The organism is Mesorhizobium sp. M0060, assembly GCF_040323155.1.
In the GTDB taxonomy this organism is placed as follows: domain Bacteria; phylum Pseudomonadota; class Alphaproteobacteria; order Rhizobiales; family Rhizobiaceae; genus Mesorhizobium.
In genome coordinates, this window is the sequence record NZ_JAMYUP010000056.1 from 12958 (window position 1) to 36252 (window position 23295).

The 23295-nt window shown below is 62.3% G+C and carries 20 protein-coding genes and 4 pseudogenes; 11 read left to right on the forward strand and 13 right to left on the reverse strand.

What is annotated here, in order from left to right:
• Position 1: 1 nt before the first annotated feature.
• Together NKJ94_RS30430 and NKJ94_RS30435 are read left to right on the forward strand one after the other, a co-directional pair.
• Positions 2-433, forward strand: a complete 432-nt coding sequence (locus NKJ94_RS30430; RefSeq protein WP_352530557.1) for an antitoxin Xre-like helix-turn-helix domain-containing protein — start codon at positions 2-4, stop codon at positions 431-433.
• Positions 430-912, forward strand: a complete 483-nt coding sequence (locus tag NKJ94_RS30435; protein WP_352530559.1) for an RES family NAD+ phosphorylase — start codon at positions 430-432, stop codon at positions 910-912. The genes NKJ94_RS30430 and NKJ94_RS30435 overlap by 4 nt, the downstream gene beginning before the upstream one ends.
• A 12-nt stretch (positions 913-924) precedes the next feature.
• Here NKJ94_RS30435 and NKJ94_RS30440 read toward each other — a convergent pair.
• From NKJ94_RS30440 to NKJ94_RS30450, 3 genes and pseudogenes are all read right to left on the reverse strand, one after another.
• Positions 925-1059, reverse strand: a pseudogene (locus NKJ94_RS30440) (integrase); the annotation flags it as partial.
• A gap of 6 nt (positions 1060-1065) precedes the next feature.
• Positions 1066-2233: pseudogene (locus NKJ94_RS30445) on the reverse strand (site-specific integrase).
• A 365-nt stretch (positions 2234-2598) separates the two neighbouring features.
• Positions 2599-3693, reverse strand: coding sequence for a tyrosine-type recombinase/integrase (locus NKJ94_RS30450; RefSeq protein WP_352530561.1), 1095 nt, complete (start codon positions 3691-3693; stop codon positions 2599-2601).
• Positions 3694-3834: 141 nt separating this feature from the next.
• Here NKJ94_RS30450 and NKJ94_RS30455 point away from each other — a divergent pair, with 141 nt between their 5' ends.
• From NKJ94_RS30455 to NKJ94_RS30465, 3 genes are read left to right on the forward strand one after another with little or no spacing between them, the layout of a single operon-like run.
• Positions 3835-4776, forward strand: coding sequence for a DUF1403 family protein (locus NKJ94_RS30455; RefSeq protein ID WP_502904230.1), 942 nt, complete (start codon positions 3835-3837; stop codon positions 4774-4776).
• Positions 4777-4778: 2 nt separating this feature from the next.
• Positions 4779-5480, forward strand: a complete 702-nt coding sequence (scpB, locus tag NKJ94_RS30460) for an SMC-Scp complex subunit ScpB (protein ID WP_051409785.1) — start codon at positions 4779-4781, stop codon at positions 5478-5480.
• Complete coding sequence (locus NKJ94_RS30465; protein ID WP_352530565.1) at positions 5477-7294, forward strand: SWIM zinc finger family protein; 1818 nt, start codon at positions 5477-5479, stop codon at positions 7292-7294. The genes scpB and NKJ94_RS30465 overlap by 4 nt, the downstream gene beginning before the upstream one ends.
• 82 nt (positions 7295-7376) lie before the next feature.
• Here NKJ94_RS30465 and NKJ94_RS30470 read toward each other — a convergent pair whose 3' ends face one another.
• From NKJ94_RS30470 to NKJ94_RS30510, 9 genes and pseudogenes are all read right to left on the reverse strand, one after another.
• Complete coding sequence (locus NKJ94_RS30470; RefSeq protein ID WP_352530567.1) at positions 7377-9695, reverse strand: TOTE conflict system archaeo-eukaryotic primase domain-containing protein; 2319 nt, start codon at positions 9693-9695, stop codon at positions 7377-7379.
• A 974-nt stretch (positions 9696-10669) separates the two neighbouring features.
• Positions 10670-10921, reverse strand: coding sequence for a TniQ family protein (locus NKJ94_RS30475; protein WP_352530569.1), 252 nt, complete (start codon positions 10919-10921; stop codon positions 10670-10672).
• Positions 10922-10926: 5 nt separating this feature from the next.
• A pseudogene (locus NKJ94_RS30480) lies at positions 10927-11271 on the reverse strand (TniB family NTP-binding protein); the annotation flags it as partial.
• Position 11272: 1 nt separating this feature from the next.
• Entirely contained in the window at positions 11273-11428 is a 156-nt protein-coding gene (locus NKJ94_RS30485) for an IS3 family transposase (RefSeq protein ID WP_352456134.1), read from the reverse strand.
• A complete protein-coding gene (locus NKJ94_RS30490) occupies positions 11397-12176 on the reverse strand; it encodes an IS3 family transposase (RefSeq protein ID WP_352530571.1) in 780 nt (259 codons plus the stop codon). The genes NKJ94_RS30485 and NKJ94_RS30490 overlap by 32 nt, the downstream gene beginning before the upstream one ends.
• The gene (locus NKJ94_RS30495; protein ID WP_352530573.1) at positions 12167-12319 is read right to left on the reverse strand and encodes a hypothetical protein; all 153 of its coding nucleotides are present in this window, start codon (positions 12317-12319) and stop codon (positions 12167-12169) included. Before NKJ94_RS30495 ends, NKJ94_RS30490 begins: the two co-directional genes overlap by 10 nt.
• Complete coding sequence (locus NKJ94_RS30500; RefSeq protein ID WP_352530575.1) at positions 12282-12407, reverse strand: hypothetical protein; 126 nt, start codon at positions 12405-12407, stop codon at positions 12282-12284. Before NKJ94_RS30500 ends, NKJ94_RS30495 begins: the two co-directional genes overlap by 38 nt.
• Before the next feature lie 1211 nt (positions 12408-13618).
• Complete coding sequence (locus NKJ94_RS30505) at positions 13619-14107, reverse strand: RES family NAD+ phosphorylase (RefSeq protein WP_352530595.1); 489 nt, start codon at positions 14105-14107, stop codon at positions 13619-13621.
• Between the two features lie 104 nt (positions 14108-14211).
• Positions 14212-14922 carry an antitoxin Xre/MbcA/ParS-like domain-containing protein gene (locus NKJ94_RS30510; RefSeq protein WP_352530577.1) on the reverse strand — a complete coding sequence of 237 codons (711 nt, stop codon included), beginning with the start codon at positions 14920-14922 and terminating at the stop codon, positions 14212-14214.
• A gap of 555 nt (positions 14923-15477) precedes the next feature.
• Between NKJ94_RS30510 and NKJ94_RS30515 the strand changes: the two genes are divergently transcribed.
• From NKJ94_RS30515 to NKJ94_RS30535, 5 genes are all read left to right on the forward strand, one after another.
• A complete protein-coding gene (locus NKJ94_RS30515; RefSeq protein ID WP_352530579.1) occupies positions 15478-18504 on the forward strand; it encodes an ATP-binding protein in 3027 nt (1008 codons plus the stop codon).
• Positions 18501-19733, forward strand: coding sequence for a YcaO-like family protein (locus NKJ94_RS30520; RefSeq protein ID WP_352530581.1), 1233 nt, complete (start codon positions 18501-18503; stop codon positions 19731-19733). Before NKJ94_RS30515 ends, NKJ94_RS30520 begins: the two co-directional genes overlap by 4 nt.
• Before the next feature lie 2 nt (positions 19734-19735).
• Complete coding sequence (locus NKJ94_RS30525) at positions 19736-20524, forward strand: TfuA-like protein (RefSeq protein WP_352530583.1); 789 nt, start codon at positions 19736-19738, stop codon at positions 20522-20524.
• A 53-nt stretch (positions 20525-20577) separates the two neighbouring features.
• A complete protein-coding gene (locus NKJ94_RS30530) occupies positions 20578-21774 on the forward strand; it encodes a gluzincin family metallopeptidase (protein ID WP_352530585.1) in 1197 nt (398 codons plus the stop codon).
• A gap of 110 nt (positions 21775-21884) precedes the next feature.
• Entirely contained in the window at positions 21885-22397 is a 513-nt protein-coding gene (locus NKJ94_RS30535) for a hypothetical protein (protein WP_352530587.1), read from the forward strand.
• Here NKJ94_RS30535 and NKJ94_RS30540 read toward each other — a convergent pair.
• The gene (locus tag NKJ94_RS30540; RefSeq protein WP_352530591.1) at positions 22394-22723 is read right to left on the reverse strand and encodes a hypothetical protein; all 330 of its coding nucleotides are present in this window, start codon (positions 22721-22723) and stop codon (positions 22394-22396) included. The two genes, NKJ94_RS30535 and NKJ94_RS30540, sit on opposite strands and share 4 nt — an antisense overlap.
• A gap of 134 nt (positions 22724-22857) precedes the next feature.
• Between NKJ94_RS30540 and NKJ94_RS30545 the strand changes: the two are divergent.
• A pseudogene (locus NKJ94_RS30545) lies at positions 22858-23034 on the forward strand (hypothetical protein); the annotation flags it as partial.
• Positions 23035-23295 lie beyond the last annotated feature (261 nt).

Consider the following 23295-nt stretch of genomic DNA (forward strand, 5'->3'; position numbering starts at 1 on the left):
AATGCTAGCGTTTGGAAATGTCGCCGACGTGTTGGGGCTGCCCGTTAAGGAGGTGGCGTCACGGTCGCCTTTCGGGCTGATCTCCCGGATCGAGGATGGACTTCCCGTCGGGGCGCTCGAGCGCGTTGCGCATCTTCTGGCGCCTGGCGATGCTCAGTTCAAATACCGGCTGATCCCCAAGGCGACCTATGAGCGGCGCAAGACGGTACATCGTCTCTCGTCGGACGAGGGCACACGATTGGCCCGCGTGGCGCGCGTCTGGGGACTTGCTGTCGATGTCTGGCAGAACGAAGAGGAAGCGCGCGATTTCTTGTTTCGGCCGCACCCGATGATTGAGGACAAGCGACCGATCGACGTCGTTATCCTGAGCGAGTTTGGCGCCGAAATGGTGGTCGATATCCTCGGAGGTCTGAAGTACGGCAGTGCTGCGTGACGGCGCAGACTCTCGATCGCACGCTATCGTCCTTTCGCATCGGCAATCCGGCCGGCACCTACCCGATCTTCGACGCGACCGGCTCGACAATCGCGCCAGGGCGATGGAACACGCCCGGAAGTCCTATCATCTACACCAGCGAGCACTATTCGACGGCCTTGTTGGAAAAGCTGGTGCATGGCAGCGGCCGACTGCCGCCCAACCAGCACTACCTCGAAATCACAATCCCGCGCGGGCTGAGCTACGAGGTCTTTTCCCAGCCGTCACTGCCCGGCTGGGACACGATGCCAGCGACGGTGAGCAAGGGATTTGGCGAAACCTGGTGTTTAGAACGGCGCAGCGCCATCCTGCTGGTACCGAGTGTCGTGGCGCGTCTCGATTGCAATGTGCTGATCAATCCGGCGCATCCGGAGTTTTCAAGGATCCAGACCAGCCTCCACCAGCCCGTCTATTGGGACCGGCGGCTGTTTGGCGCGTAGGCTTTCTGTCGGCTACAACCTTGAGGCCTTGGTGGGAATGACGCGCAGCCGGTCACGTCGGCGCTGATATTTCCGCGTCATCTCGGCCGCGGCGTGGCCGAGCTGCTTTTGCACATAGCGCTCGTCGACCTCGGCCGACGAGGCAAGGGGTATTCAGACGATTATCCGTGCCGCCCGGCCGAGCGTGCGTTCGGCATCGTTGTAGTAGTTGGACGCCTGTTGCACCGAGCGATGCTGCGACTGCTGCATGGCTTCGGGCAGCGGAATGCCGCGGCGTGCGGTTTCGGTGAGATAGCCGGAGCGCAGGCCGTGGGCGGAGAAGGCTTGCGGATCGAGCCCGGCCTCGGCGACGCGGCGCTTCAGGATCAGATTGACGGCTTGTGGCGTCAGGGCGCGTTTTTCGAGATTGCCCCAACGGTCGATGCCGCGGAAGACGGCGCCTTCGGTGATCTCGGCGCGTTCGAGCCAGCCTTTCAGGGCCAGAACAGGCCGGCCGACGAGCAGCACGGAGGCGTCGCTGTCGGCCTGTGTCGTCTTTGTCCGGCCGAGCCGGATCGACAGGCACGGGAGCTTGTTCGAAGAATCCGGAGCCTTGGGATCGGCCGGCACCGGCTCTTCTTCGACGATCTGCTCGAACCTGAGCGAAGCAATTTCGCTACGGCGGCGGCCGCCGGACGCGAAGGCGGTGATGAGAAGGGCGCGGTCGCGCACGTCGACGAGACGGTCCCCGGCGCAGGTGCTGAGCAGGGCGGTCAAAATGTCGGCGGTCACGGCTTTCTTGCTCTTGCGGCCGCACCGCCAGTTTTATGGCGCTCTGCAAGCCCGGGGCTGAAAAATTTCCGCGCAAACCGCGCCATTTGGTCAGCGTCGACCAGCTCGACAGCCGCCGGCGCACGGTGGCGGGCGCGTGCGGTCCGTCGCTGCGCAAAAGCCCTTGCGATTTCAGCGTCGCCGCGACGTCGGTCGGCATGCCGTGCGCCGGATCCGTTTCGCGTTTCGCAAAATCCCACAGGTGGTGCGCGACGAATTTGATCAGCAGCGCTTCGGGCGCCGGCCAGGGCAGCGGCTGTCCGGTGGCCGCCAGCGACCACGCCTCGAGATAGCCGAGGTCGGAGGCCAGCGCCCGCAGAGAATTTGCGCCAATGCCTTCCCTGGCCAGGTGGCGCAGCGTTGCGACGTCGTCATCGGTCAGGAGATCGGCCAGAAAATCGCGACGGTCGAACGGCAGCACGGAATCGAGCGCGTCGAGGGCTTCGGCCCGTCGCGCGACGAGTTCGGTGCTTTGGCGGCCGCCGGCGCGGGCAGGGGGCGTTTCTGGCATCGAGGGGACCTTTCGGGCGGGTTTCTGCGGCCGTTGCAGCCGTGCTTTGCGCCGAATCTAGCGCCTCTTGGCCGCCCAAGCCATCGCTATCGATAAGCGGTCATCATCGATACCGATCTTTGTGCGCAGGATTATCGCCTGTGACGGAAGTGAATGGCAATATAGCTTCCGTTTCGCAAATCGGCTACAACGGAATCAATGGCTTACGTTTTCGCCAACTTACCCCTGAACAGCCTGATCGGGCCGCTCGCTCGCGCCGAAGATGTCGGTTTTACTTCCCGATTTCAATTGAAACGCTAAGCTGAAAATCCTGCTCTCCGGGATCTCTACATGGCGGCCTGAAACGGGGGAGGGGAGGGGCTTTCTCAGAGGCCCGACGCCTTGGTCAGGTTGGTGCGGAATCTGTCTCGCCTCCGTTGATATTTGCGTGTCATCTCGGCCGAGGCGTGGCCGAGATGCTTTTGCACATATCGCTCCTCGATGTCGGCCGATGACGCTAGGCCGGCACGAAGGGAATGGCCCGAGAACAGCAACTCGCGTTCGCCTTCCGGAAGATCGGAACGGACGCCGGCGGCAAGGGTGGTCTGCTTGACCAGGCGCGCGACATGCTTGTCGGAAAGCCGCTCGGTGTCGACGGTCTTGTTGTCCTTGAAGATGCGCCGGAAGAGCGGACCCCGCGCGATGCGACCGAAGCGGATCCAGCTCTCGAGCGCGGCGGCCGGGCAGGTCTGGTCGGATGCTCCTAAACCGACCTCGACCTCGCGCCATCCCGTCTTGCCGCGCAGGGTGACCAGCACGCCTTTGCCGTCAAAAATCTCGATCCAGCCGGCGCCGTCACTGCGGTCGTCGCGCACGACGTCCAGACCGACGATTTCGGAGCGCCGAAGGCCGCCGGCAAAGCCGAGCAACAGGATCGCCCGGTCGCGCAAGCCCCGCAGATCATGGCCAAGCGTGTTGACCATCGCCTTGATGTCGTCGCCAAGCACGGCTTCCTTCTGCCGCGGCGGCTTTGCGTGCTGGCGGCGAATGCCGGCGAGTACGGTGGCGATGTGGCGATCCGCTCGATCCATCGGCTGGCCACGCTGGGTGAAGTTCCAGGCGAGACCGGATAGGCGGCGCTCGATCGTCGCGACGGAGAGCGATGGCAGGCCGCGTTTCGGATCGCCGGCAGCGCAGGCACCGATGTAGAGACCGATGACCTGGCTGGAGGGCGGTAGCGGATCGAATCCTTCCCGGCGACACCAGGAGGTGAAATGCCGCCAATCCTTGGCGTAGGCGTCCCGCGTGTTCTCGGAACTGGCGGCCTTTGCGTAGGCCGTCGCGGTCTCGACGAGGGCTTCCAGCCGCGCCGGCGATGAGCCCATTTCCATGACCAGATCGACGATGTCGGGCAGATCGCCGTCAAGATCGTCGGCGTCCGAGAGATCGTTTTCGGTGGCATTGGCCGGGGGATTTTCCATGATTTGGCAGGCTACCGCCATACGTCCGATAAGGCAAGCTTATCGGACATAAAAGCGTTGCGACAGGCTGTGCGCTTTGCACCGGATCGCTAGCGAAAAGCGCACGATGGCGTTATCGTCCACGCCATGATTCGTCCCGCCATGTCGCCGATTGCATCGACCTGCGAGCCGCCCACCGTGCCCGGCTGGGCGACCCAGCGCGGGTCGGTGACAAGCGATGCGGAGGCGGCGTTCATGGCCGGCGCGGCGTTGCATGCGCTCGACACTCTGGTGCGCGCGGCACCGCCCTGGGCCGGCGCCTGGCGCCAGCGCCAGGCGTTGAAATGCGCCGCGGCCGCCGTGCGCCTCGCCGGCCACGCCGAGGACGAGGCGGCGCTGCGCGACGCCTGGCATCTGCGCAGCCCAGGCGACGATCCCGGCCCCTCCGGCGCCATTTTTGCGGCATGGAAACGACTGGCCTCACGCTCGCCGGCGGTCGACGCCGACGGCCTGCGCGGAATCTGCGACTTGCTCGGGGTCCGCTGGGATGGCGCGCTGGCGACCATCCCCGAACGCATGGACGATCTGCTGCGGTCCGCGCCGCCGGCGCCGTTCATGGCCGCCGCCATCGCCGGGCACGTCCACGCCGCGCGGCCGGAGGCGGCGTTTTTGGGCTGGTGGCTCGCCGACCTGGCGCTGGCGCAAAGATTGCGCTGGCCGCGGCCGGTGCCGCTCCTGATGGCGCAGGTGCATTCGTCAGCCTTTCGCACCGAGGGCGCACGAGGCGCAAAAATACGGCCGGGGGAGCAAAAGTTCGAGCGGGCGGTCTGCCTCGCGGTCGCGCAAGCCTCGGTGGAGGCCTGCCGGCTGGCCGCCGACATCGCCCGGAACGCCGCCCGGCTTGCCGCGGCGGCGCCCAAGCTCAGGGCGAAAGGGGCGGGGGAGGCGATCAGGTTGCTTCTCGACGAGGACGCCGTGCCCGGCTCGCTGCAGACGCCCCATCTGTCGCGATGGGGCGCGCGGCGCCTGTTCGAGCGGCTGACCGGTCTCGGCGCGGTGCGCGAACTGTCCGGCCGCGCCACCTTTCGCATCTACGGGCTGTGATGATGGCGGCGCGTCCGACGAAGGCTCGCCGAGGAAATGGGGATGGGCAACGACTGTTGCTTGACCGGGATCTCGACCACCTGCCGCCGGAGGTTCGGTGGCGTGAATGGATGGGGCGGGTCGAGGCCGTCATTTTCGCTTCCCACCAGCCGGTGTCGCGGGAGGTTCTTGCGCGGATGGTGGGCCGCGACTGCAATCTCGATCTTCTGATCGACGACATCCGCGCCGAACTGCGCGGCCGGCCCTACGATCTGGTGGCGGTCGCCGACGGCTGGCAGCACCGCACCCGGCCGGCTTTTTCAGACGCTATCCGCGCCGCTTCGGGCGTCAGCGAACAGACCGTCGACCTGTCGCAATCGGAAGCGCTGGTGCTGATGACGGTGGCGTATTTCCAGCCGATCACCCGCGCCGAGCTGTCCGGTTTTTTCGGCCGCGAGATCAGCCGCGACCTCATTGGCAATCTGCGCGGCGCCGGCTTCATTGCTTCCGGACCGCGCGCGCCGCAGCCGGGGGCGCCCTACACCTATGTGACGACGAAGACCTTCCTGTCCCACTTCAGCTTCGAGACGCTGCGCGATCTCCCCGACATGGAGAAGCTCGAGGACGCCGGCCTGCTCGACAAGGCAAAACTGCTCGCCGACTTGTCCGGCGCGCTCGGCATTGTCAGCGAAGACGCAGAGGCGGAGGAGCAGGGGCTGCCATGACGCCACCGCCATTCGGGGAAGACACGATCCGTGCCCTCGCCACCGAGGAATCCTTCGCGCGCGGCAAAAGCTACTTTCGCAGCGGGGCTGTTTCCGAACTCGTGCGCCGCGGCGATGTCCTGACCGCGCAGGTCGAAGGCAGCGAATTCGCGCCTTACGTCGTGTCGGTCAGGCTCCGCAATGGCGGCGTCGCCGACACGCGCGGCGTGACCGAGACACGCTGCTCCTGCCCCTACGACTGGGGCGGCGCCTGCAAGCATGTCGTCGCCGTGCTCCTGAAGTCTGTTGCCAAGCCGGGCGAGGTCGTGGAAAGGCTTCCGCTCGCGGACATGCTCCGGGACCTCGATCGGGCGGCGCTGGCGGCGCTGCTAATCAGCCGGGCCGAGGAGGATCCGGGCTTGGTGCTCTGGCTCGAGGCGGAACTGGCCGTCGGCGCGCCGGACGGATTTTTGGCGGGTGCGCGCCGCACCGCCGTCGATCCGAAACCGATCAGACGGCAGGCTGAGGCGCTGCTGTCGGGGCGCAATTCCCGAAGACGCGGCTGGAGCGACGATGTCCCCGCGATCGACGAGGACGGCGTCGCGGCGCTGATCGACAAGGCGAGGCCTTTCCTCGAGGCGGGTGACGGTCGCAACGCCCTCGCCATTTTGGAGCCGGTCACCGAGGCCCTGGTGCCCGCATGGCTCGAACAGGCCGACTGGGACGAAACGCTGCACGAGTTTTTTCCCGTGCTCGGCCAACTGATCGCCGAGGCGGTCCTGATGAGCGATCTCGCACCTGGCGAACGCGACGACCTGATGGCGCGGCTCGATGTCTGGCAGGGCGAACTCGACGGCTACGGCCTCGACGACCATCTGCAGGTCGCGATCGATGCGCTCGAACAGGGCTGGGATGAGATCGGTCTTGCGGACGTGATGGCCGGCCGGGGACGAACCTGGCCGCTCTCGGGCCAGGGCGACTGGATCATGGAGCGGCTGACGGAAGCCCGGCTGCGGGTGCTCGATATCGGCGGGCGGGCGGAGGAATTTCTCAACCTCGCCAGAGCGGCGGGACGGCATGGCGATCATGCCGCGATGCTCGTGCGGCTGGCACGTGTCGCGGAAGCTGCCGCTTATGCCCGGAAACAGTTTCGCTCCGCCGAAGAGGTTCTGCGGCTCTCACAGGTCTTGAAGGAGGCGGGACAGATCGACGAGGCGCTGGAACTGGCCGAATGGGGTCTGACGCTGAAGGCGGAAGAGGACCGCTCCTATGGGATTGTCGGTCTCGCGCGCTGGCTGCGCGATTGCGCCGCCGCGCTGGCCAGGAGAGAACCCGCATTGACGGCGGCGGGCGCCGCTTTCGAGCACAGTCTGTCGCTCGATGATTTTCGGGCGGCCGAGACCCTGGCCGGACCGGAATGGACGGCGATGCGCGCCCGCCTTCTCGCGAAGCTGGCGGCGGCGAAACACGCTCACGACCGGACCGAGATTTTCCTGAACGAAGGCAGGATCGACGAGGCGGTGCGGTCCGTCGACGTCGAGAACGTTTTGCGCAATCCGTCCAATACGGTTCTTATGCGCCTCGCCGAGGCGGCGCACGCCAGCCATCCCGACTGGGTCATCGATGTCTGCGAGCGCATGGCCGTCAACGTCATGGATTCGGGCCAGGCCGGATTCTACGAACTGGCGGCGCAGTGGCTGGAAAAGGCGGTGCTCGCCTATGATGCGGCGGGCCGGTTCGACGACTGGATCGAAAGGATCGACAAGCTTATCGAAAAACACCGGCGCAAGCACAAGCTCAAGCCGCTGCTCCAAGCGTTGCGCCCGGGCGCATAGGCATGGCCGGACGGCCTTGGAGAGCCAAACCGCCATATCGTCGCACGAACGCGGCAACATCGTCGATAGACCCTGACCGACGCTATTCCAGACGGTAGCCAAGGGTCCGATATCCGGTCCGCCGCTTCGCGGCCATACGCGCCAGAACCTGCACGGCCCCGTCGACATAATCATAGACGAGAACGTCGGACTTGCCCTGATGTTCGCGATGCAGGCGCCCGACATACTGGGCGAGCGTCCCCTTCCACGAGATCGGCATGGTCAGGAACAGCGTGTCGAGCCGATGGTCGTCAAAGCCTTCTCCGAGATAGCGGCCTGTCGCCAGAATGAGCCGTTCCTGATCGTCCGATACGCGAAGGGCAGCCTCGGCCGCATTGCGGTCCGCAGCCTTCATGCCGCCGCGCAGGACCACGAGATTGCGAGCAAACTTGGCAAATCGCGCCTGCAAGCGTTCGAGATGATCCCGCCGTTCGGTCAGCACGACCGGCGACCGCCCCGCTTCCAGCGCCTTCAGCACGTCGTCGAAGATCAGATCGTTGCGGGGCTCGTCCACAGCAAGCGCGGCATAGATTGCTGGCATCGAGGGGCGTTCCATGTTCGCAAGGGAAAGCGGAAGCTGGAATGTGGTCGGTCGTTCCAGGACACGGTGGCTCAATGTGCTTTCGATTGCCTGGTGGCGCGCACTCGCGCGATACCGGACCGGTCCGCATTGCATGAAGATGATCGGATGGTGCCCGTCCTTGCGCGCGACAGTCGCCGACAGGCCGAGGACGTATTTCGCCTTGGCGCGCCGCGCCACCAGCTCGAAGCTTGCTGCGGACAGATGATGGCACTCGTCTACGACGAGATGGCCGTAGTCGGCCACCAGATCCGAAACTTCGCCGCGCCGGACAAGGCTCTGGATAAGCGCGATGTCGATAATGCCTGTCGGTTTGCGGCGCCCGCCGCCAATGACGCCGATATGCTGCGGGTCAATTGCGAGGAAGGCTTTCAGACGTTCGACCCACTGGGCGAGCAGTTCTCGGCGGTGCACGAGGATCAGCGTGTTGCGGGCGCGCTGCGCGATCAGTGCCGCGGTGACGACCGTCTTGCCGAATGCCGTGGCGGCAGCTAGCACGCCAAAGTCGTGCGCCGCCAGCGCTTCATTGGCTTCGACCTGCCTGCCCCTCAGCGCGCCGAGAAACCGTGTGCCTTCGGGAAGCGAAGCTCCCGATTCCCGGCGATCCTCCAGGTCGACGTCACCGCCGTGATTCCGGATCAGGCCGATCACCTCGTCCAGACAGCCGCGCGGCAGGCCGGCATGACTCGGATGCACCTCCGCGCAGGAAATGATCCGGGGTTTGCCGAAGGTCGACAGGCGCATGGCCTGGGCGCGATAGAACTCCGGATTCTGGAAAGCAGCCAACCGAATGAGCCGCGCCACCATGGTGGCGGGCAGGCCGGTGCGTTCGACATAGGCCTGATCCGCGAGCACGATCTTGATTCGGTCTGGCAGCGGCTCGGTGACTACGATCGGAGCACGCCTGGAAGGCGTCATCCGCCAGGGCTCATCCGCTGCTTCGTCCTCGACCGGCAATCGCACGCCGAGCACGCGGCCCCGCATCTCCGCCTCGTCTACCAAGCGGCTCACCGCGTCGGCGGGCAGAAGCGGCAATGACGACAGGAACGCCCACTGGTCGGCATAGGGACGCAGATCTCGATCGACAAAGACGCTGTTGCCCTGTTCCCGCGCGCGCCGCTGCAGCGGAAGGGCGATGAGGTTCCCGAATCCGCCAATAGGCATGGTGTCCTGGCTTGGAAAGAAGCGGTCGTAAGAAGCAAAGCCGATTTCCGGGCGTCGCTCCATGGTCTCGGTCACGAGGAGGGAGCCGAGCTGTCGCGCGGAGCGCGCCGGGATCGGTTCGGAGAAGAAAATCCAGAGATGCCCGCCATTGCCGGACCGCGACCGCTCGAGCGCGGAATCAATGCCCTTGGCATCGCAAGTTTCCATCATGGCGATTGCATCCGCGGACCAACTCTCGCCGTCGAAATCAGCCGCCAGGAACCAGCAGGTTTCGTCGAGCAGCAGCGGGTAGACCCCGGCAACGAAGTTCTCGGAGCCGCGTCGCGACCCGGTCGCGCCACGCAGATGGTTTTCAATTACGTCGTCGGAGACCGGAATGAAGGCCTGACGTGGACATTCGCCACATTTTACCCGCGGCTTGCCGCAGATTCCCTTCACCCACTCATTGGCGCAGGCCGGCGCATAGCCCGACCGCCCCGCCTTCCTGTTTTCCCAGCGGACCGGATGCACGTCCGATCGGCCAGCAAATAGGCGGCGGAACAGAGCAATTTTGTCTACCGCCGTTGACGCATTGGTGACCGGCGCGGCTTCGGCGAAAGGCGCGGACAGGTCCGCCAAGGGGAGCAGTGCCTGTGGCTGATCAAGCTCGACAAGTCTTGCTTCAAGGGCTCGTCGCTCCGCAGCCAGCGATTCCAGGCGGGCACGGATACGGTCAATCTCATCGTCTCTTTCAAAATCGCATTTCGACACAGCCTGAACCACTGTCTGTCAATCAAACGCCAGATATGTCAGCTCGGCCTCCAACAGGCCGATATGCTCTGGTACCATGACCACCTAACTGCCGTTCTCTAACACGTCGATAAGCGCCAATCAGGGCAGAAAGATCGACGCCCTGGATATCAATCGTCCTTTGGGGAGCTTCGTCCTCGATCATGACACGCTTGCGCATCCACTGGCAGAGCGGTTGCAAGGCTGCAGCAAGGCTACCGGCGGCGAGAATGCGCTGACGCCAGAAGATGATTTCGAAAGCCTCCGTCCCGGCCGTCAGATGATCGTGACATTCTTCTGCTATTTGGTCGAAACAGCGGATGCGCGCGGCTGAAGATAGGTTGATCAGCGCACTTTGGCTGCAATGACCCTTGCGCAGGATGAGCGCACGCGCCTCCTGCTACCACTGCGCCAGACCGGCCACCGAGGGCGCTCGACCTGGCTGCAATTCTGCCCTCAGTGGTCTCGCGCAACTCCGGAATAGTGATGAAGCAGGCGCGCCGCGCCATCCGGCAGCGGCCTCACCTCCGATTTGGCGCCTTACTTCCGCCGGCGGTGGCGGATGGCGAGCAGTATCTCCTGCCCGATGCACGGCTGCGGGCTGCGTGACCGGTGTCCGTCTTGCGGCAGCGGCACTGCAGCATTTAATCAATCGGGCCTTATTCCGCAGCATCATTGCGCCACTTGCCATTTCGACCTGAGAACAGCCGCGAAAGTCAGCGTGAAAGCGGCAACGCGGCGTTTCGAGCGCTGCCTTCATGACATGCTCCGCATGGAGGCCGCCAAGGGCTTTCTCGCAAAGAGTTCGCTGATCGCGCGACTCCTCAGCCTTCCGACGGCCGTTGATCCCGGCTCGGCCAGGACGCAACATCGAGCCGCGCCGACCACATGCCGCCGTCTATCCCGAAAACGTCGGCAAAATGGCGCGGTGCGATGCCATTGGCGAACGCCAGGCGATTGAGCCAGCTCGATAGCAGCTCATCCGCTTGCGGCACGACCACGACTGGCCAGCGGTCGGAATGAATCTCCCGGTAGTGCGACTGCACTTCGATCGCGAACTCGGCCGTGCCGGTCATAGCCGCTATAGCAGGGCTTCGCGCACCGGCGCCTGACGACGGGCCGAGAGTGGAATGTGGCCTAACCGATCGATCATCGCCATCGAGATGCACTCGGCGCCGGATCGGACGGCGACCACCGCCGCCTTGGTGAGGATGGCGACGACCTCGCCGATCAGGCCCTCCGAGAGCGAAAAGATCTTGCGCGCCATTTCTTCCTCCGACAGGTCGGAGCTTTTGGCGAGCGGCAGGGCCGCCTCGAGACTGTCGAGGAGCGCCAGATATTCTTCGCCATAGCGCCACCGCGGGACCGCGCACAGCTCGAACCGGCTCGCCATTTCATCGGTCGCATTGATAAAGTCATAGACGGCGTCAGGCTGCTGATTTGCCAGTCTGCCGGATGTGTTGATCCTCGAACTGCTGCGGGCTCAGATATCCGAGCGCCGAATGGAGCCTGCGTTTGTTGTAGACCTCCTCGATGAAGCGGGGAAGGTGATCAATGACGTCGTCGAAGGTTTCGAAGGCCATCGGGTAGACCGCCTCGACCTTCAGCGTCTTCACTGAAGCTCTCCGCCTTGGCGTTGTCGTAAGGATTGCCTCTGCGGCCCATCGAGCCCGTCAGGCCGTTTGTTTCCAGCGCTTCGCGGTAAATCTGCGCAGCGTATTGGGAGCCCCGATCGGAATGATGAATGCAGCCGGACGGCGGCTGGCGCCGTTCAATGGCCGCCTTCAACGCTGCCATCGTCAGCCGCGCATCGATCGATCGGCCACTGGCGTAGCCGGCGATCATGCGCGACCAGGCGTCGAGAATGACTGCGACGTAGACGAAGCGGGTCGGCAGCGCGACATAGGTTATGTCGGAGACCCAGAGCTGGTTCGGGCCGGTTGCAACGATGTCCCTGGCCAGGTTGGGGAAGATCGGGCCATCATGATCGCTGTCGGTGCTGGCCACGAAGCGCCGCCTGATCCTGGGCTGCAGATCATGCTCGTGCATCAGGCGCCGGATCTTCTTGTGGTTCACGACGAGGCCTTGCTGACGCAGCGCAGCGCCGACACGGCGATAACCGTAGAACTCGAACTCGTCGCTGATCGAGAACATTGCCTCGACGATCGCGGTGTCGTCGGCCGCGTTCTCCAGGGGATCGTAGTAGGTGGAGCGCGCGATTCCCATCAACCGGCATCCTTCGGCAACGCTGATGCCGCAGGGCCGGTGATGACGGATGTAGTCCCGCTTCTCGGCCGCGGTGCGTTTCTCAGAGCCCCCTTTTAGAAACACAGTTCCAGAGCCTGCTTACCGACCAACCGTTCGAGCGCTGCGATCCGGGCTTCGTATTCCTGGATCAGGTCAGCGGCCTGCGCATCATCGTCGAACGCTCCTTGCTCATATTTGCGCACCCAGATGCGGATCAGGTTGCGCATTAGCCAAGCCGTGCAGCGTCTCGCCGGCGATGAACTCCTGCGCGACCTGGCGTTTGAACTCGATGCTGTGACTGCGGTGCTTTGCCATGGGTTCTCTCTCCGAAAACCCGGAAGGCTGGTCAATGCACACATCCCGATCTGTCCACCCTCAGGGGCGCACTCCAAAATGCCGGCTTTTTTGGCCGGCTTTTGGCCGTTCTGATAGTTGCGGGCCTGCGCCACTCAAGTCTTATGCAAGGATAAGAAAATGGCAGACGAACCGAACCGGAATCCGACTGCTGCTGAAATAGCCGGCATGCATTGGTGGAATTCACTTACCGAGACTGAGCGCGCGGACTGGCTGGCCCGGGCGGATTCGGCAGTGCCTGCCGAGGCTTGGGCAGCATATAAACGTCAAGGAACGCTCGATCTACAACCTCCTGGCGGGATCCACTAGAGCGGCTGACAGTCGCTCGCGGGAAGGTGGCCGGCGCCGTTTGGGGGGCGTTGGGGTAGATTTGCCTGTTAGGCGCCGGCCAGGCGGGATTGGGGTCTCCCGCCGCAGGAAGAAGCTAACAGAGGCAAGTGAAGTGGGTATGGCGTAATCGCGGAAGGTGGCCCGGAGCACGGCACCGGCCTCTCCGGAAATCGCTTGCTAGTAGCGCCAACCTTGCTTGAATTCGTCGATGAATCATCGCTCGACGTCGTCCTGCACCGAAGTGCTGCTTCGGAATTTCAAGTGGCCCGGCGACTTCTGCTCAAGCCAAGAAAAGAAATCGGAAAATCTTGGATTCTCTGGCGGATGAGGAAGCCCGCGCTCTTCAGCCCATTTTGTGCAAAAGTAGCGAACACCCTGTTCTGCTTCATCCGTAGTCATGACGGGTGATCACCCAAAGGCAAGTGTTCTGTTCCGACCAAAAGCAAGGCGCCGACGACGCTGGTGCTTCCGAATGGCAGCGTGTGACAGCCATCCGCGTCGCCACGTCCCGCCGATCAATTTGAGACGGCAATTGAGAGCGACACCCGCCGAGCTTTACGGCCAAAGGAAAGTCGGCGGCCCATCTTTCAATGAGCATTGCCTGAACCCACCGACCTGCGGATTGCCAGTGGCCCCGCGATTCGCAGCTTTGCCGGAACAGAGGCGTGCCGTCTAGCAATGTAGGCGTGTACCGTTCCAGGTGCGGAAGTTTTCGAGACTTCTGCCTTAAACCCTCTCAGCCATTGCTCCAGATGTGATGTTTTCATGCCATCCTGCGTCACGCGCCAGCGCTCGCGTTGCGCAGCACGAGTGATCTAGGTTAGAGATAGCCCGACGGCTCCTTACGAAAGGTCGCCGCGGATAACCCGAACGTTCAGCTGCCTCAACGCCGGCACGAGTTCGGCATGCCGTTCGAGCGCCGTGGCCCGTCGGGCCTTGAGCCTGCCCTCAACGGCGCGGTCGTAGACCGCCACGCATTCCGCTCCGGTCAGCCGCGGATTGTAGAGGATCCCGTCAACTGCGAACCCGTTAAAGAGAGCCTGGCTCAGCTTCCGGCCTTCCTCCTGTTGTTTGGCACGTGCAGCGTCGGTGCTGATCCCAAGCCGCAGCAGGCCGGTGGTCCGGACGTCGATCACCGTCAGGGGCGACGTAGCAGAGACTTCGGACACGGCCCAGCCAGCGATTTCCGAGAGATGCAGCATGCGGTAAGATTTTCCCTCGAACCGGTCGCGAATAATCGTCTCGGCGATCGCCGTCGCCAGGTCGCGAGCAATGTAGAGGACCATGAAGGACCGGTCGGGGCTTGCGAAGCGCGATTGTCCGAACCCCATGCCCAATGGAGTAGCTGCGCACTCCTGTCGTATTGCCCGCAGGTAGTGTTGCGGCTGGAACCTGATTGCCAGGTCCGCGACGATTTCGGCGTCAAGCTCCACGATCAGCCGAAATCGAACTCGGCGTCAGCGACGACCTCATCGATGCGCCCAGCCTTGAGTCGGTCGAGCGGAGTTTCGCCGGTGTCGCTCACATGCTGCTGGGTCAGCCACAGCCATGTCGCACGAGGATTCCCGATGATCTTCGTGATCCGGGCCATGTCCTCAACAGGACGACCGTCGACGAATTGGGCGAGCGGAAATACGTGCTTCCGCTCGCCCTTGAGCAGTCCGATCACGGCTCCGCGCCTTTGCCAATCGTGCAGGGTCGAACGCTTCGTCCCGAATATCTTTTCGATCTCGCCGGGACCGGCGACAGGACCAGCCCAATCCTCAAGGCGTGTCGGCGTTGCATATTCAGCGAGGCGCAGCCGGCCCTCTTCAAGATCAAAGACCTTCCCGCGGCCTGCGCCCTGGCTGACCTCCACGGGCTTTTCGACCTCTACTGGAGCAAGTATCTTACTGGGTCGGGCGAGCTCCGTAACCACATTCTCCACTGCTCTCGCCAGTGCCTGTTCGTGCGCAGCGATCTGGCGCTGCTCGGCAGGGGACAGACGAGACGTAACCGCCGTCAGGGCGGCGACCGCCTTGCCGGCGGCTTTTAGAGCGGACTTGGATATTCCTGGATGGCGTCGCGATAACACATCGAGAATGTCAGCGACCGTCTCACGATCGACCTTTGCATCTGCGCGAACTGCCGAGTTGCGAGCGTTCATAACGACCACCATTGGCACCATATTTCTCGCCCTAGATAGTACGGATTGTCCGAAATGTCCAGATTGTAGTCTGGCAAATTTGCACCTGTTGCTGGTGATCTGGACCCATTCCGGACCTTCCTGACGCCGGATCGCTTTCCCGAAAGGCGGCGTCCACAGAACTAACGCTCATGACCCGAAAAGGACCTCTGACCATCGCATGGCGAATGACCGCTTCGCGCCTCATCTAAGACATTCCGGAGACGCGGCCCTATCCCGGAAGCGGACGTTGCCAGTGAGCGCGCTAGAGACGTGATTGCGCCAAACGTGGATCGCACGCGCGCTCCTCCAGCCGACACTCCTGTTAGGCTAGAGGCACCCCATTCCTGTCGTTGCAGCGAACTGAAAGCCCGCGTTGATGATCACGACTGGATTGCGAACGGATAGCAGACGGGTGGGCTAGGAACACATTATGCCGTTGCCAATGGGACTATTCTAAGACTTAGTGCTCACGATGGAGCTTCGATAACATCCGAGAAAGCCGCGTGGCTCTCTCAGCGTGTTGCAGGACGTCCGATGACCACCAGGGAACGAGTTCAGACCGGGTCGCTTGCAGGGGAGCGCAGGCATGTGACCGCGCTGTACTATGACATTGTTGGTTCGACCACTCTGCTAAATCAGCTGGACCCCGAAGAATTCGGCGCTATGCAACGTTCGCTCCACAATGGAGCGGCTGCATTGATCAGCGACTACAATGGCTACCTCGAGCGGGTTCATGGCGACGGCGGCTGCGCCTATTTCGGCTTTCCCGAGTCCAGGGAAGATGCCGCCGAATGTGCGGTCGCGTCGGCAATCGAAATTGTCGAGTGGTGCGAGAAACTGGCGAGACAGTCCGAATCCAGCCTCAAGGTAAGGGTCGGCATCACCACAGGTGTGGTCGTCATCGCTGACGCTTCGAAAACGAACCTTCCGGGCGCCACCGAGATTATTGGCGTCGCGCCGGCACTGGCTGCGCGCATCCAGTCCGAAGCAGCGCCGAACAGTGTTGCTGTCGCAGAAGCCACCTATCGGCTTACCATGGGCGCGTTCGAATTCGAGGAGATCGGTCCAAGGCACCTGAAAGGATTTGGCGAACCGGTACTTTTGTGGCGGCCATTAACTCGCCGGCAGCAGTTCGACCGCTTCACAGCGTATCGGCGCGTTTCCGCGCCGCTAATCGGTCGCGAAGACGAGCTTGAATTGTGTGGCCGGCGTTGGGTTAGAGCCGCAAACGGCAATGGCCAGTTCATTCTTCTCCATGGCGACCCCGGGATCGGAAAATCCCGGCTGATCGCCGAGTTCCGCCGTGATCTTGCCGCTAAGGGTGTGCGGATACTGGTGTTTCAATGTCAGCCGCGCGGCAATTCGGAACCGCTGCACCCGTTTCTAGAACCTCTCAGAAAGGCAATCGCAGACACTACCGGCAACCCCGACCCGGATCGGGATGCGGTCACGCGCTACCTGCGGTCACATGGCTCGGAACTTGGCGCGTTGAATGCCGAGATCATCACATTCCTTGTCGCGGGCGAGACGGAGGGGGGCGCTGGCCAAGCCTGGCAGGTCGATCTCTCGAACGAGGAGATCAGGGCGCGTGTTGTCGAGGCCATGCTGTCACTTCTGACGTCGCCGTCCGTTCTTGGACCGCTCCTCCTGATAATCGAGGACGTTCACTGGGCAGACACGCTCACCAAAGCACTTGTCGCCAAGCTGAACCGGTGGATCGAAACACGGCCGATTCTTGCCGTAGTTACGTCGCGCGAGGCTATCGCGCCGGACGGTTTCGGCGATCCAAACGTGCTTGCCGTCGCCTTGTCTGGCCTGACTGCTCAAGCTACCGCGGAGCTGCTCAGCACGATCTGGGAGGATTATTCGCCACCAGATGAACTGGTCGCCTTTATCTACGAGAAGAGCGATGGCGTGCCCCTGTTTGCCGAACAGCTGGCGCTTTGGATCCGTGAACGAGCGAAGGCTGGCTTGCCCGATCGGGCCGGATTGGAGGCGTTGCTTCGTGCGGATAGCATTCTGGATCTCCGGGATCTTCTCGCAGCCCGCCTCGCCAGCTTGGGGCCATTGAGACGTGTCGCCCAAATCGCAAGCGTCCTGGGGCGACAGTTCCGACGGAAACTGCTGGCTTGTGTGCTTGAACTTGGGCCTCTTGCCATACCTCTGGACGAAGCAATCGAAGGTCTTGTCCAAGCCGGGATTGTCCGTCGGAAGTCTGGCGGTATGGAAATTCGCTTCCGCCACGTGCTGATCCAGGAAGCGGCCTACGAAAGCCTCCTGAAATCCGAGCGGCAGGAAATCCACACAAGCGTTGTAAATCTCATTCAATCAGGTGTTGTTCCGCCGCTCTCCGACGAGACGATGGCATGGCATTTCGGGCAGGCCGGACAGCCTGTGCAGGCGGCGCGCCACGCTATTCAGGCGGCAGAGGCTTGCGATGTTCGGTCAGCAATGCAGGAGGCAGAAAACCTGCTGGATTTCGCTGAGAAACAACTCGCTCAGGCCGGCAGGAATGCCGAGTCGAATGAGCAGCTGCTTCGCCTCCTCACAGTTCGCGGGCCGGTCGTTGCAGCGCTTTTCGGTAGAGGCAGCAAGCAAGCGCGTGCGATCTATGAGCGCGGCGTATCGCTGTGCGCCACGGTTAAGGATCGGGATCGTGCAGAATGGTTCCCGCTTTACTGGGGTTGGTGGTTCACTGCGCCCGACTACCAGACACAGCGCGCAAGATCCGACATCCTCGTGCAGGACCTTGAAGGCTCTGCAGATCCTGAGGTCCGGCTTCAGTCGCTGCATTGCGCATGGGCGACCAACATTGATGCCGGGCTGCATTCGCACTGCCTAAAATGCGTCGAGCAGGGTCTCGTTCTTTACGACGAGGATCGCGCATGTTTCAACCGCGGCCGTTACGGAGGTCATGACGCCAAGGTCTGCGGCCTGGGCGAACGTGCGTTCTCCCTGTGGTTCGTAGGCGACGACAATGGGGCTTCCGAAAGTATAATCGCTGCCAAACGATGGGCCGAGCACATCAATCATCCGAACAGCATGTTGCATGCACTGGAGTTCGAGATCGAGCTGAAACGATATCGAAACGACCATCCCGGTGTGATTGCGGTCTCCGAAAGGATCGGAGAACTCGGGCGGGCAACGCCGGGTGTACTCGCCAAGGCGGCGCTGTTCCGTGCCTGGGCGCAGGGTATGAGCGGGGACGCGGCAGCTGGCGTAATGGCATTCGAAACCGAGCTGACACGCTGGCGCGAGATCGCGACCTACGAGGGTGCCCCCGTTTTTGAGGGCATGCGTTCGGAGTTGTTCGAACGCGCTGGACGCAACGACGAGGCCTTGTCGATACTGGATAGCATCATCGCGGCTTCGACCGGCAGTGGGCAAGTGTTCTGGCTTGCTGAGTTGCTACGGCAGCGCGCTGTGCTCCGTCATACCCTTGGCGAATCGCAGGAGGCGGTGGTGGCCGACCTTCGCCGAGCGCTCGAAGTCAGCACCGAACAGCGGGCCGCACCCCTGGCGTCACGCGTGCGGCTGGACCTCGATCGGCTCCGGCTGTGAAGTCCGACACCGGCTTTGCGCAGGCGCTTGCCATTCCTGCGAATGAGATCGGTCTTAGGCTCGACCGCGAACTCTCCGCCCTTGGCGATGCCCAGTGCACAGACTCCGCAGCCACCGAGAAGCTCGCCCGCGGGCTTTTCTCCGTCCGGAGACGTTTTGGCATAACGCGGATCGGATCGTTGACCCGCCTTGATCGCGCCGGCGTGGCGGTTGCTCAAGCCGTGCGGCCATTGTCGCTCTCCAACGCTGTCTCCCAGGGCAAGGGTGAAACCCTCATAGAGGCAGCGGCCGGGGCGCTGATGGAAGCGCTCGAAGGATGGGCAGCGGAGCAGGTCTCGCATGAGCGCATCAGGATCGCAAGCGCGCGCGTTCTGGGGGAAGAGATTCGGGCCCTCTATGCCGGCTGCCGAGTCCATGACTTCGACGCCGGCTGGGATCAACTGCAACTCCAGTGGACCGACGGTTATGATATTTTCACCGGCCGGGTGCTGCCAGTTCCTCTCCCCCTGGTCGATACCATCTACACGCTTCCGTCCCCGCATCCCGTGGCGTTTCCCCGATCCACGCGCGGACTCGCCGCCGGGCAAACGCTAGTTTCCGCGATCACCCATGCAGCGCTAGAAATCATCGAGCGCGCGAGCATCGCAGGCGCCAAGCGGTATCCACGTTCCTTTCCGGAAATTCGTATCGACCCCGCCCGTATTGGCGGTCCGCGTTCGTCGCGAATTCTGGCAAGCCTCGCAGCCGCGGATCTCGTTGCGGGAATATGGCTCGTCCCAGGCGATCATGATTTGCCGGTCTTTCGCTGCGCCGTAATGGAATCGGAAGCGCATCAGGAGATTGCGCCGCTGCCGGGCGAGGGGTTTGCGTGCGACTTTACCCATGATGGCGCCTTGGCCAAGGCACTGATGGAGGCGGCACAGGCCCGGGTAACCGCGCTCGCCGGTGCCCGTGAAGATATTACACGTGCCGCTTATCCCGAGTGGTACGACCGAGTGGACCTGGACACGCGTCGACGCTCGTTCCGGGTGCCAGGGAACGCCACCGCGCTTCCCGCCGATAGCGTCGGACCGACCTCGGGCGCCAGCAAGCTCGACGCCGTTCTCAAATCGCTAAGGCGCGCCGGAGCGCAGGCGGCCCTTGTCGTGCCGCTCCATAGCAGCACGGATCCCGATATCGAGATTGTCCGTCTCGTCGCCCCTCCGCTCAAAGACCTCATCAGAGGATAGGGATGGTGGACAAGCCGGTCATTTTCCTCGGACCGACACTGCCGCGTGCCCAAGCGGCAGCCATCCTCGACGCCGTTTATCTACCGCCCGCCGAACAGGGTTCGATCGTCCGCGCAATGAGAGCCTATCAACCGAAAGCGATAATCCTCATCGACGGTTCGTTCGGGAAGGTACCGGCAGTTCGTCACAAGGAAATCCTGTGGGCGTTGGGAAACGGAGTTCCGGTGTTCGGGGCGGCAAGCATGGGCGCGCTCCGCGCCGCTGAACTGGCGGCGTTCGGTATGCAGGGCCATGGCTTCATCTACCGATGGTACGCGTTGACGCCGCTCGCCGACGACGATGAAGTCGCCGTAGCGATGTGTCCTACTGAACTCGGCGCGGCGGCGCTGAGCGAAGCGCTTATCAATATGCGCCTTACGCTAAAGCGGGCATTGCGAGCAGGCATCATCAACGCCGTGGAAAGGCGATCTCTGGAACTGCTGGCGCGCGACACGCACTTCGTCAATCGCAGCTATCCGAGGCTGCTCGCGGAGGCGCGATCTTCTCTGCCCAGCAAATCCGCAACGGCCCTGGATCGGCTTGCTGACTGGCTCCCCCGATCGGCGATCGACCGCAAACGCGAAGACGCAACCGGCTTGCTGGCGAAACTTGCATGCTGCCCTGAACTTCTGGCGCATGCGCCGATGACCCCGCCTTTCACCCTGACCGAAGCTTGGGCCTATGATCTCGGCGCGGCCGGGCTGTGGGACGACGACATTGGGTCTGTTCTTGCGGAACGGGATGGATTTTGATCTAACAGGAATACTTCAGACTGTCCTTTCAGGAGAGGGGTGGGACTGCCTGCATGGGCGCCAGTGCAAGATGGCAGTCGGCTGTTGGATCCGCGGCTTCGCGCCTTGGAACACGCTTTCTTGTTTTTCCCCAACCTCCTTTCATTCAGGGTTACGAACGGCCCGAGATGATTTGGGTCTCCACGCCGCCTGACGCGATCGGCCCCGGGCCAGCCGACCGACGGATGTATGTGATCGACCCGTTGCTTGAAAAGCAGCCATACCAGTTTCCTTACCTGCCTCCTTACGCCGGTGCCCTCAGGCCGCCTGCGGTAGCCGGCCCAGACGGGCACTTCGACAACATTCCGCTGGGCACACCGGAGTTCGAGGCGGCGCATGCCTACGCTTGCGTGCGGCGGGTGCTCGACATCTGCGAGAGCTATGTGGGGCGCGAGATTCCCTGGTTCTTCGAACCGACCTATCCGCGTCTCGAGATTGTGCCGCGGCTGAACTGGGACAACGCCCAGTCGGGTTACGGCTTTCTGGAGATGGGGATCGATGAGGCGCGCGGAACCACGCAGCCCTTCGCGCTCAACTTCGATGCTGTCGCACACGAGATCGGGCATCTGGTGATTTTCGGCGTCATGGGAGTCCCCCGTTTCGATCCGCCGCATGAATACTTCGCCTATCACGAGGCAGTGGCCGATTTCATCGCGCTGATCTCGCTCCTGCACTTCGATACCGCGCTGGATTTGCTTTTGCGGCGCACGCGCGGCAATCTCCTGATCAATAACGAACTGGACCGCTTCGGCGAGCTCTCCGACGAAAAGCAGGTCCGACGGTTCAGCCACTCGCTGCGGATGAGCGACGTCAGCACGGAAGTGCATGACCTTTCCAAGCCCTTCGCGGGCGCACTCTTCGACATCCTTATCGAGATCTACCAGGTGCTGCTGTTCGAACGCGGGCTGTCCGATCTGGATCCGCGTGACTTTCGTGATCTCAGGAGTGAGCTTTCCGAAGAAGAGGTCGAAGACCTGCTTTCAGTCTCACTCGCCGCCAATGACGGCCGGCTCTTCGCATTGAAATCGGCATTGGAAGAAGCCCGCGATCTGGTGGGCGAGATCCTGGTGCGGTCGTGGGAAGAGCTTGATCCGCATGCACTAGACTATCGCGAAGCAGCCGAGGCGATGGTTGTTGCCTGCGAAAGCGGGCGTGCGCACCGCTTCGCTGACAGCCTTGTCGACAACTTCGCCTGGCGCGAGATTTTTTGAAGGAGAAAGGGATGCCAAAGTCACCAACGCCGACAGGCAACCCACTTAAACCGTCTGGCCCGGGCGGTGGGTCAGGTCGATCACCAACCAATACTGGAGGGAGAAGCACCATGTCCGATATTCCCGCACCACCGAGCGCGCAAAACTATTTGCCGGATCAGATTACGCTCTATGGCGTCAGGTTGAATTTCGATAATGTGGGCAAAGTTAGTCACAGAACAGCGACTTTGCCGTTGAATGAAAACTTACTTCGCATGTCCATTGTCAAGAAACGCGACGACCTCGAGCCTATAATTCCAACCAAGGAGGTGATTGCTGTCGTCTATGGATATGCCTTTGAAGGTCAATGCTACCGCAATGACAAACCAAAACTACTCATTTTTCATCCAACGTCAGGAGAAACCGCCGCGACTGGATGCGGATTTGATGACCTGGGATACGTCATGTGGGGAGTTACAAAGAAAACCCCGATCATGGAACTTGCCACAAGTACTGACTTCGCCGAAGAAATCATCTTGAATGCAAACCTTCCCGGCAACCGCAGCCCGAACACTTACGGGAACAGCTTCATGCTGGCACATCGCGGCGGCCGGCTAAGCCGCGGAGGGGGGAGCCAAAGTTAGTTCTTGGTATCTTCCTTGGCGGCTTCTTGCTTCGACTTCGAGGGTGGCGGTTGCGGGAAAGCTTTGTCATTAATATTGTATGTGGTGTCAGCCTCGACCTCCATATTCTCTTCGTGTACAAGCCAATCTTTCTCGTTCTTGCTCACATAGACATCGACACTGCCGACGTTATTGCCTTGGGTCGTAACGGCCACCTCACGTTTGGCATCACCGACTTTCAGGGAAAACTCCGTCGGCGGCGGCTCGGGAAATGGTAGTTTGTCTGTTATTCTCAAAAATTTATCACTAACCGTCACGGTGAAATATATCGATTCCACGCCTGCCATTGATCCCTCCTGCAGAAGGCCGTGCTCAAATTCGGTGCGAAGCAGTACAGTGCAACCAGTTCGGCTCGTTGTAAAGGCAGTGACTACGGCCTTACCTTTCGGGCACAGAACCCACACGGACAAACTCGACCCCGGTGATCGCCGTCGCACGTCGCCTCTCCACGATTGCCAGGATGGAGCGGATAGTTGTGCTCGATCAGGGACGCATCGTGGAAGAAGGCGGGCCGGACGAACTGGTGGGACAGGATCGCCTGTTTGCCCGTCTGTGGAAACACCAAACCGGTGGCTTTATTCCTGACGAGATAAGCTAACCTACCTCTGTTGCAGGAGCCGACAAAGCTCCAGAGATTTGCGACGGAAATTGGGATTCCCGTTCTGCAGTCGCGAGCGCTCCGATCTACGCTCACGGCGCTTCGTGGCTTGAACGTCGCTCTCATCTATGAAGCTCCATAAGCTGCCCTTCCGCTCTCGTGAAGAGTTTCGGGCGCCGGCAGGCGTACGAAAGTCCCCGAGGAAGGAACCCGCGGGCCACAGGCGATGGTTATGGGGATTTCGATTTGCGGCTGGTGTCG

Bases quoted from the DNA above. Each gene is read 5' to 3' on its own strand.
- NKJ94_RS30430 (WP_352530557.1), top strand. From the start codon at position 2: ATGCTAGCGTTTGGAAATGTCGCCGACGTGTTGGGGCTGCCCGTTAAG.
- NKJ94_RS30450 (WP_352530561.1), bottom strand. From the start codon at position 3,693: ATGGAAAATCCCCCGGCCAATGCCACCGAAAACGATCTCTCGGACGCC.
- NKJ94_RS30455 (WP_502904230.1), top strand. From the start codon at position 3,835: ATGTCGCCGATTGCATCGACCTGCGAGCCGCCCACCGTGCCCGGCTGG.
- scpB (WP_051409785.1), top strand. From the start codon at position 4,779: ATGGCGGCGCGTCCGACGAAGGCTCGCCGAGGAAATGGGGATGGGCAA.
- NKJ94_RS30465 (WP_352530565.1), top strand. From the start codon at position 5,477: ATGACGCCACCGCCATTCGGGGAAGACACGATCCGTGCCCTCGCCACC.
- NKJ94_RS30475 (WP_352530569.1), bottom strand. From the start codon at position 10,921: ATGACCGGCACGGCCGAGTTCGCGATCGAAGTGCAGTCGCACTACCGG.
- NKJ94_RS30485 (WP_352456134.1), bottom strand. From the start codon at position 11,428: ATGGCCTTCGAAACCTTCGACGACGTCATTGATCACCTTCCCCGCTTC.
- NKJ94_RS30495 (WP_352530573.1), bottom strand. From the start codon at position 12,319: ATGCGCAACCTGATCCGCATCTGGGTGCGCAAATATGAGCAAGGAGCG.
- NKJ94_RS30500 (WP_352530575.1), bottom strand. From the start codon at position 12,407: ATGGCAAAGCACCGCAGTCACAGCATCGAGTTCAAACGCCAGGTCGCG.
- NKJ94_RS30505 (WP_352530595.1), bottom strand. From the start codon at position 14,107: ATGGGGTTCGGACAATCGCGCTTCGCAAGCCCCGACCGGTCCTTCATG.
- NKJ94_RS30510 (WP_352530577.1), bottom strand. From the start codon at position 14,922: ATGAACGCTCGCAACTCGGCAGTTCGCGCAGATGCAAAGGTCGATCGT.
- NKJ94_RS30515 (WP_352530579.1), top strand. From the start codon at position 15,478: ATGACCACCAGGGAACGAGTTCAGACCGGGTCGCTTGCAGGGGAGCGC.
- NKJ94_RS30525 (WP_352530583.1), top strand. From the start codon at position 19,736: ATGGTGGACAAGCCGGTCATTTTCCTCGGACCGACACTGCCGCGTGCC.
- NKJ94_RS30530 (WP_352530585.1), top strand. From the start codon at position 20,578: ATGGGCGCCAGTGCAAGATGGCAGTCGGCTGTTGGATCCGCGGCTTCG.
- NKJ94_RS30535 (WP_352530587.1), top strand. From the start codon at position 21,885: ATGTCCGATATTCCCGCACCACCGAGCGCGCAAAACTATTTGCCGGAT.
- NKJ94_RS30540 (WP_352530591.1), bottom strand. From the start codon at position 22,723: ATGGCAGGCGTGGAATCGATATATTTCACCGTGACGGTTAGTGATAAA.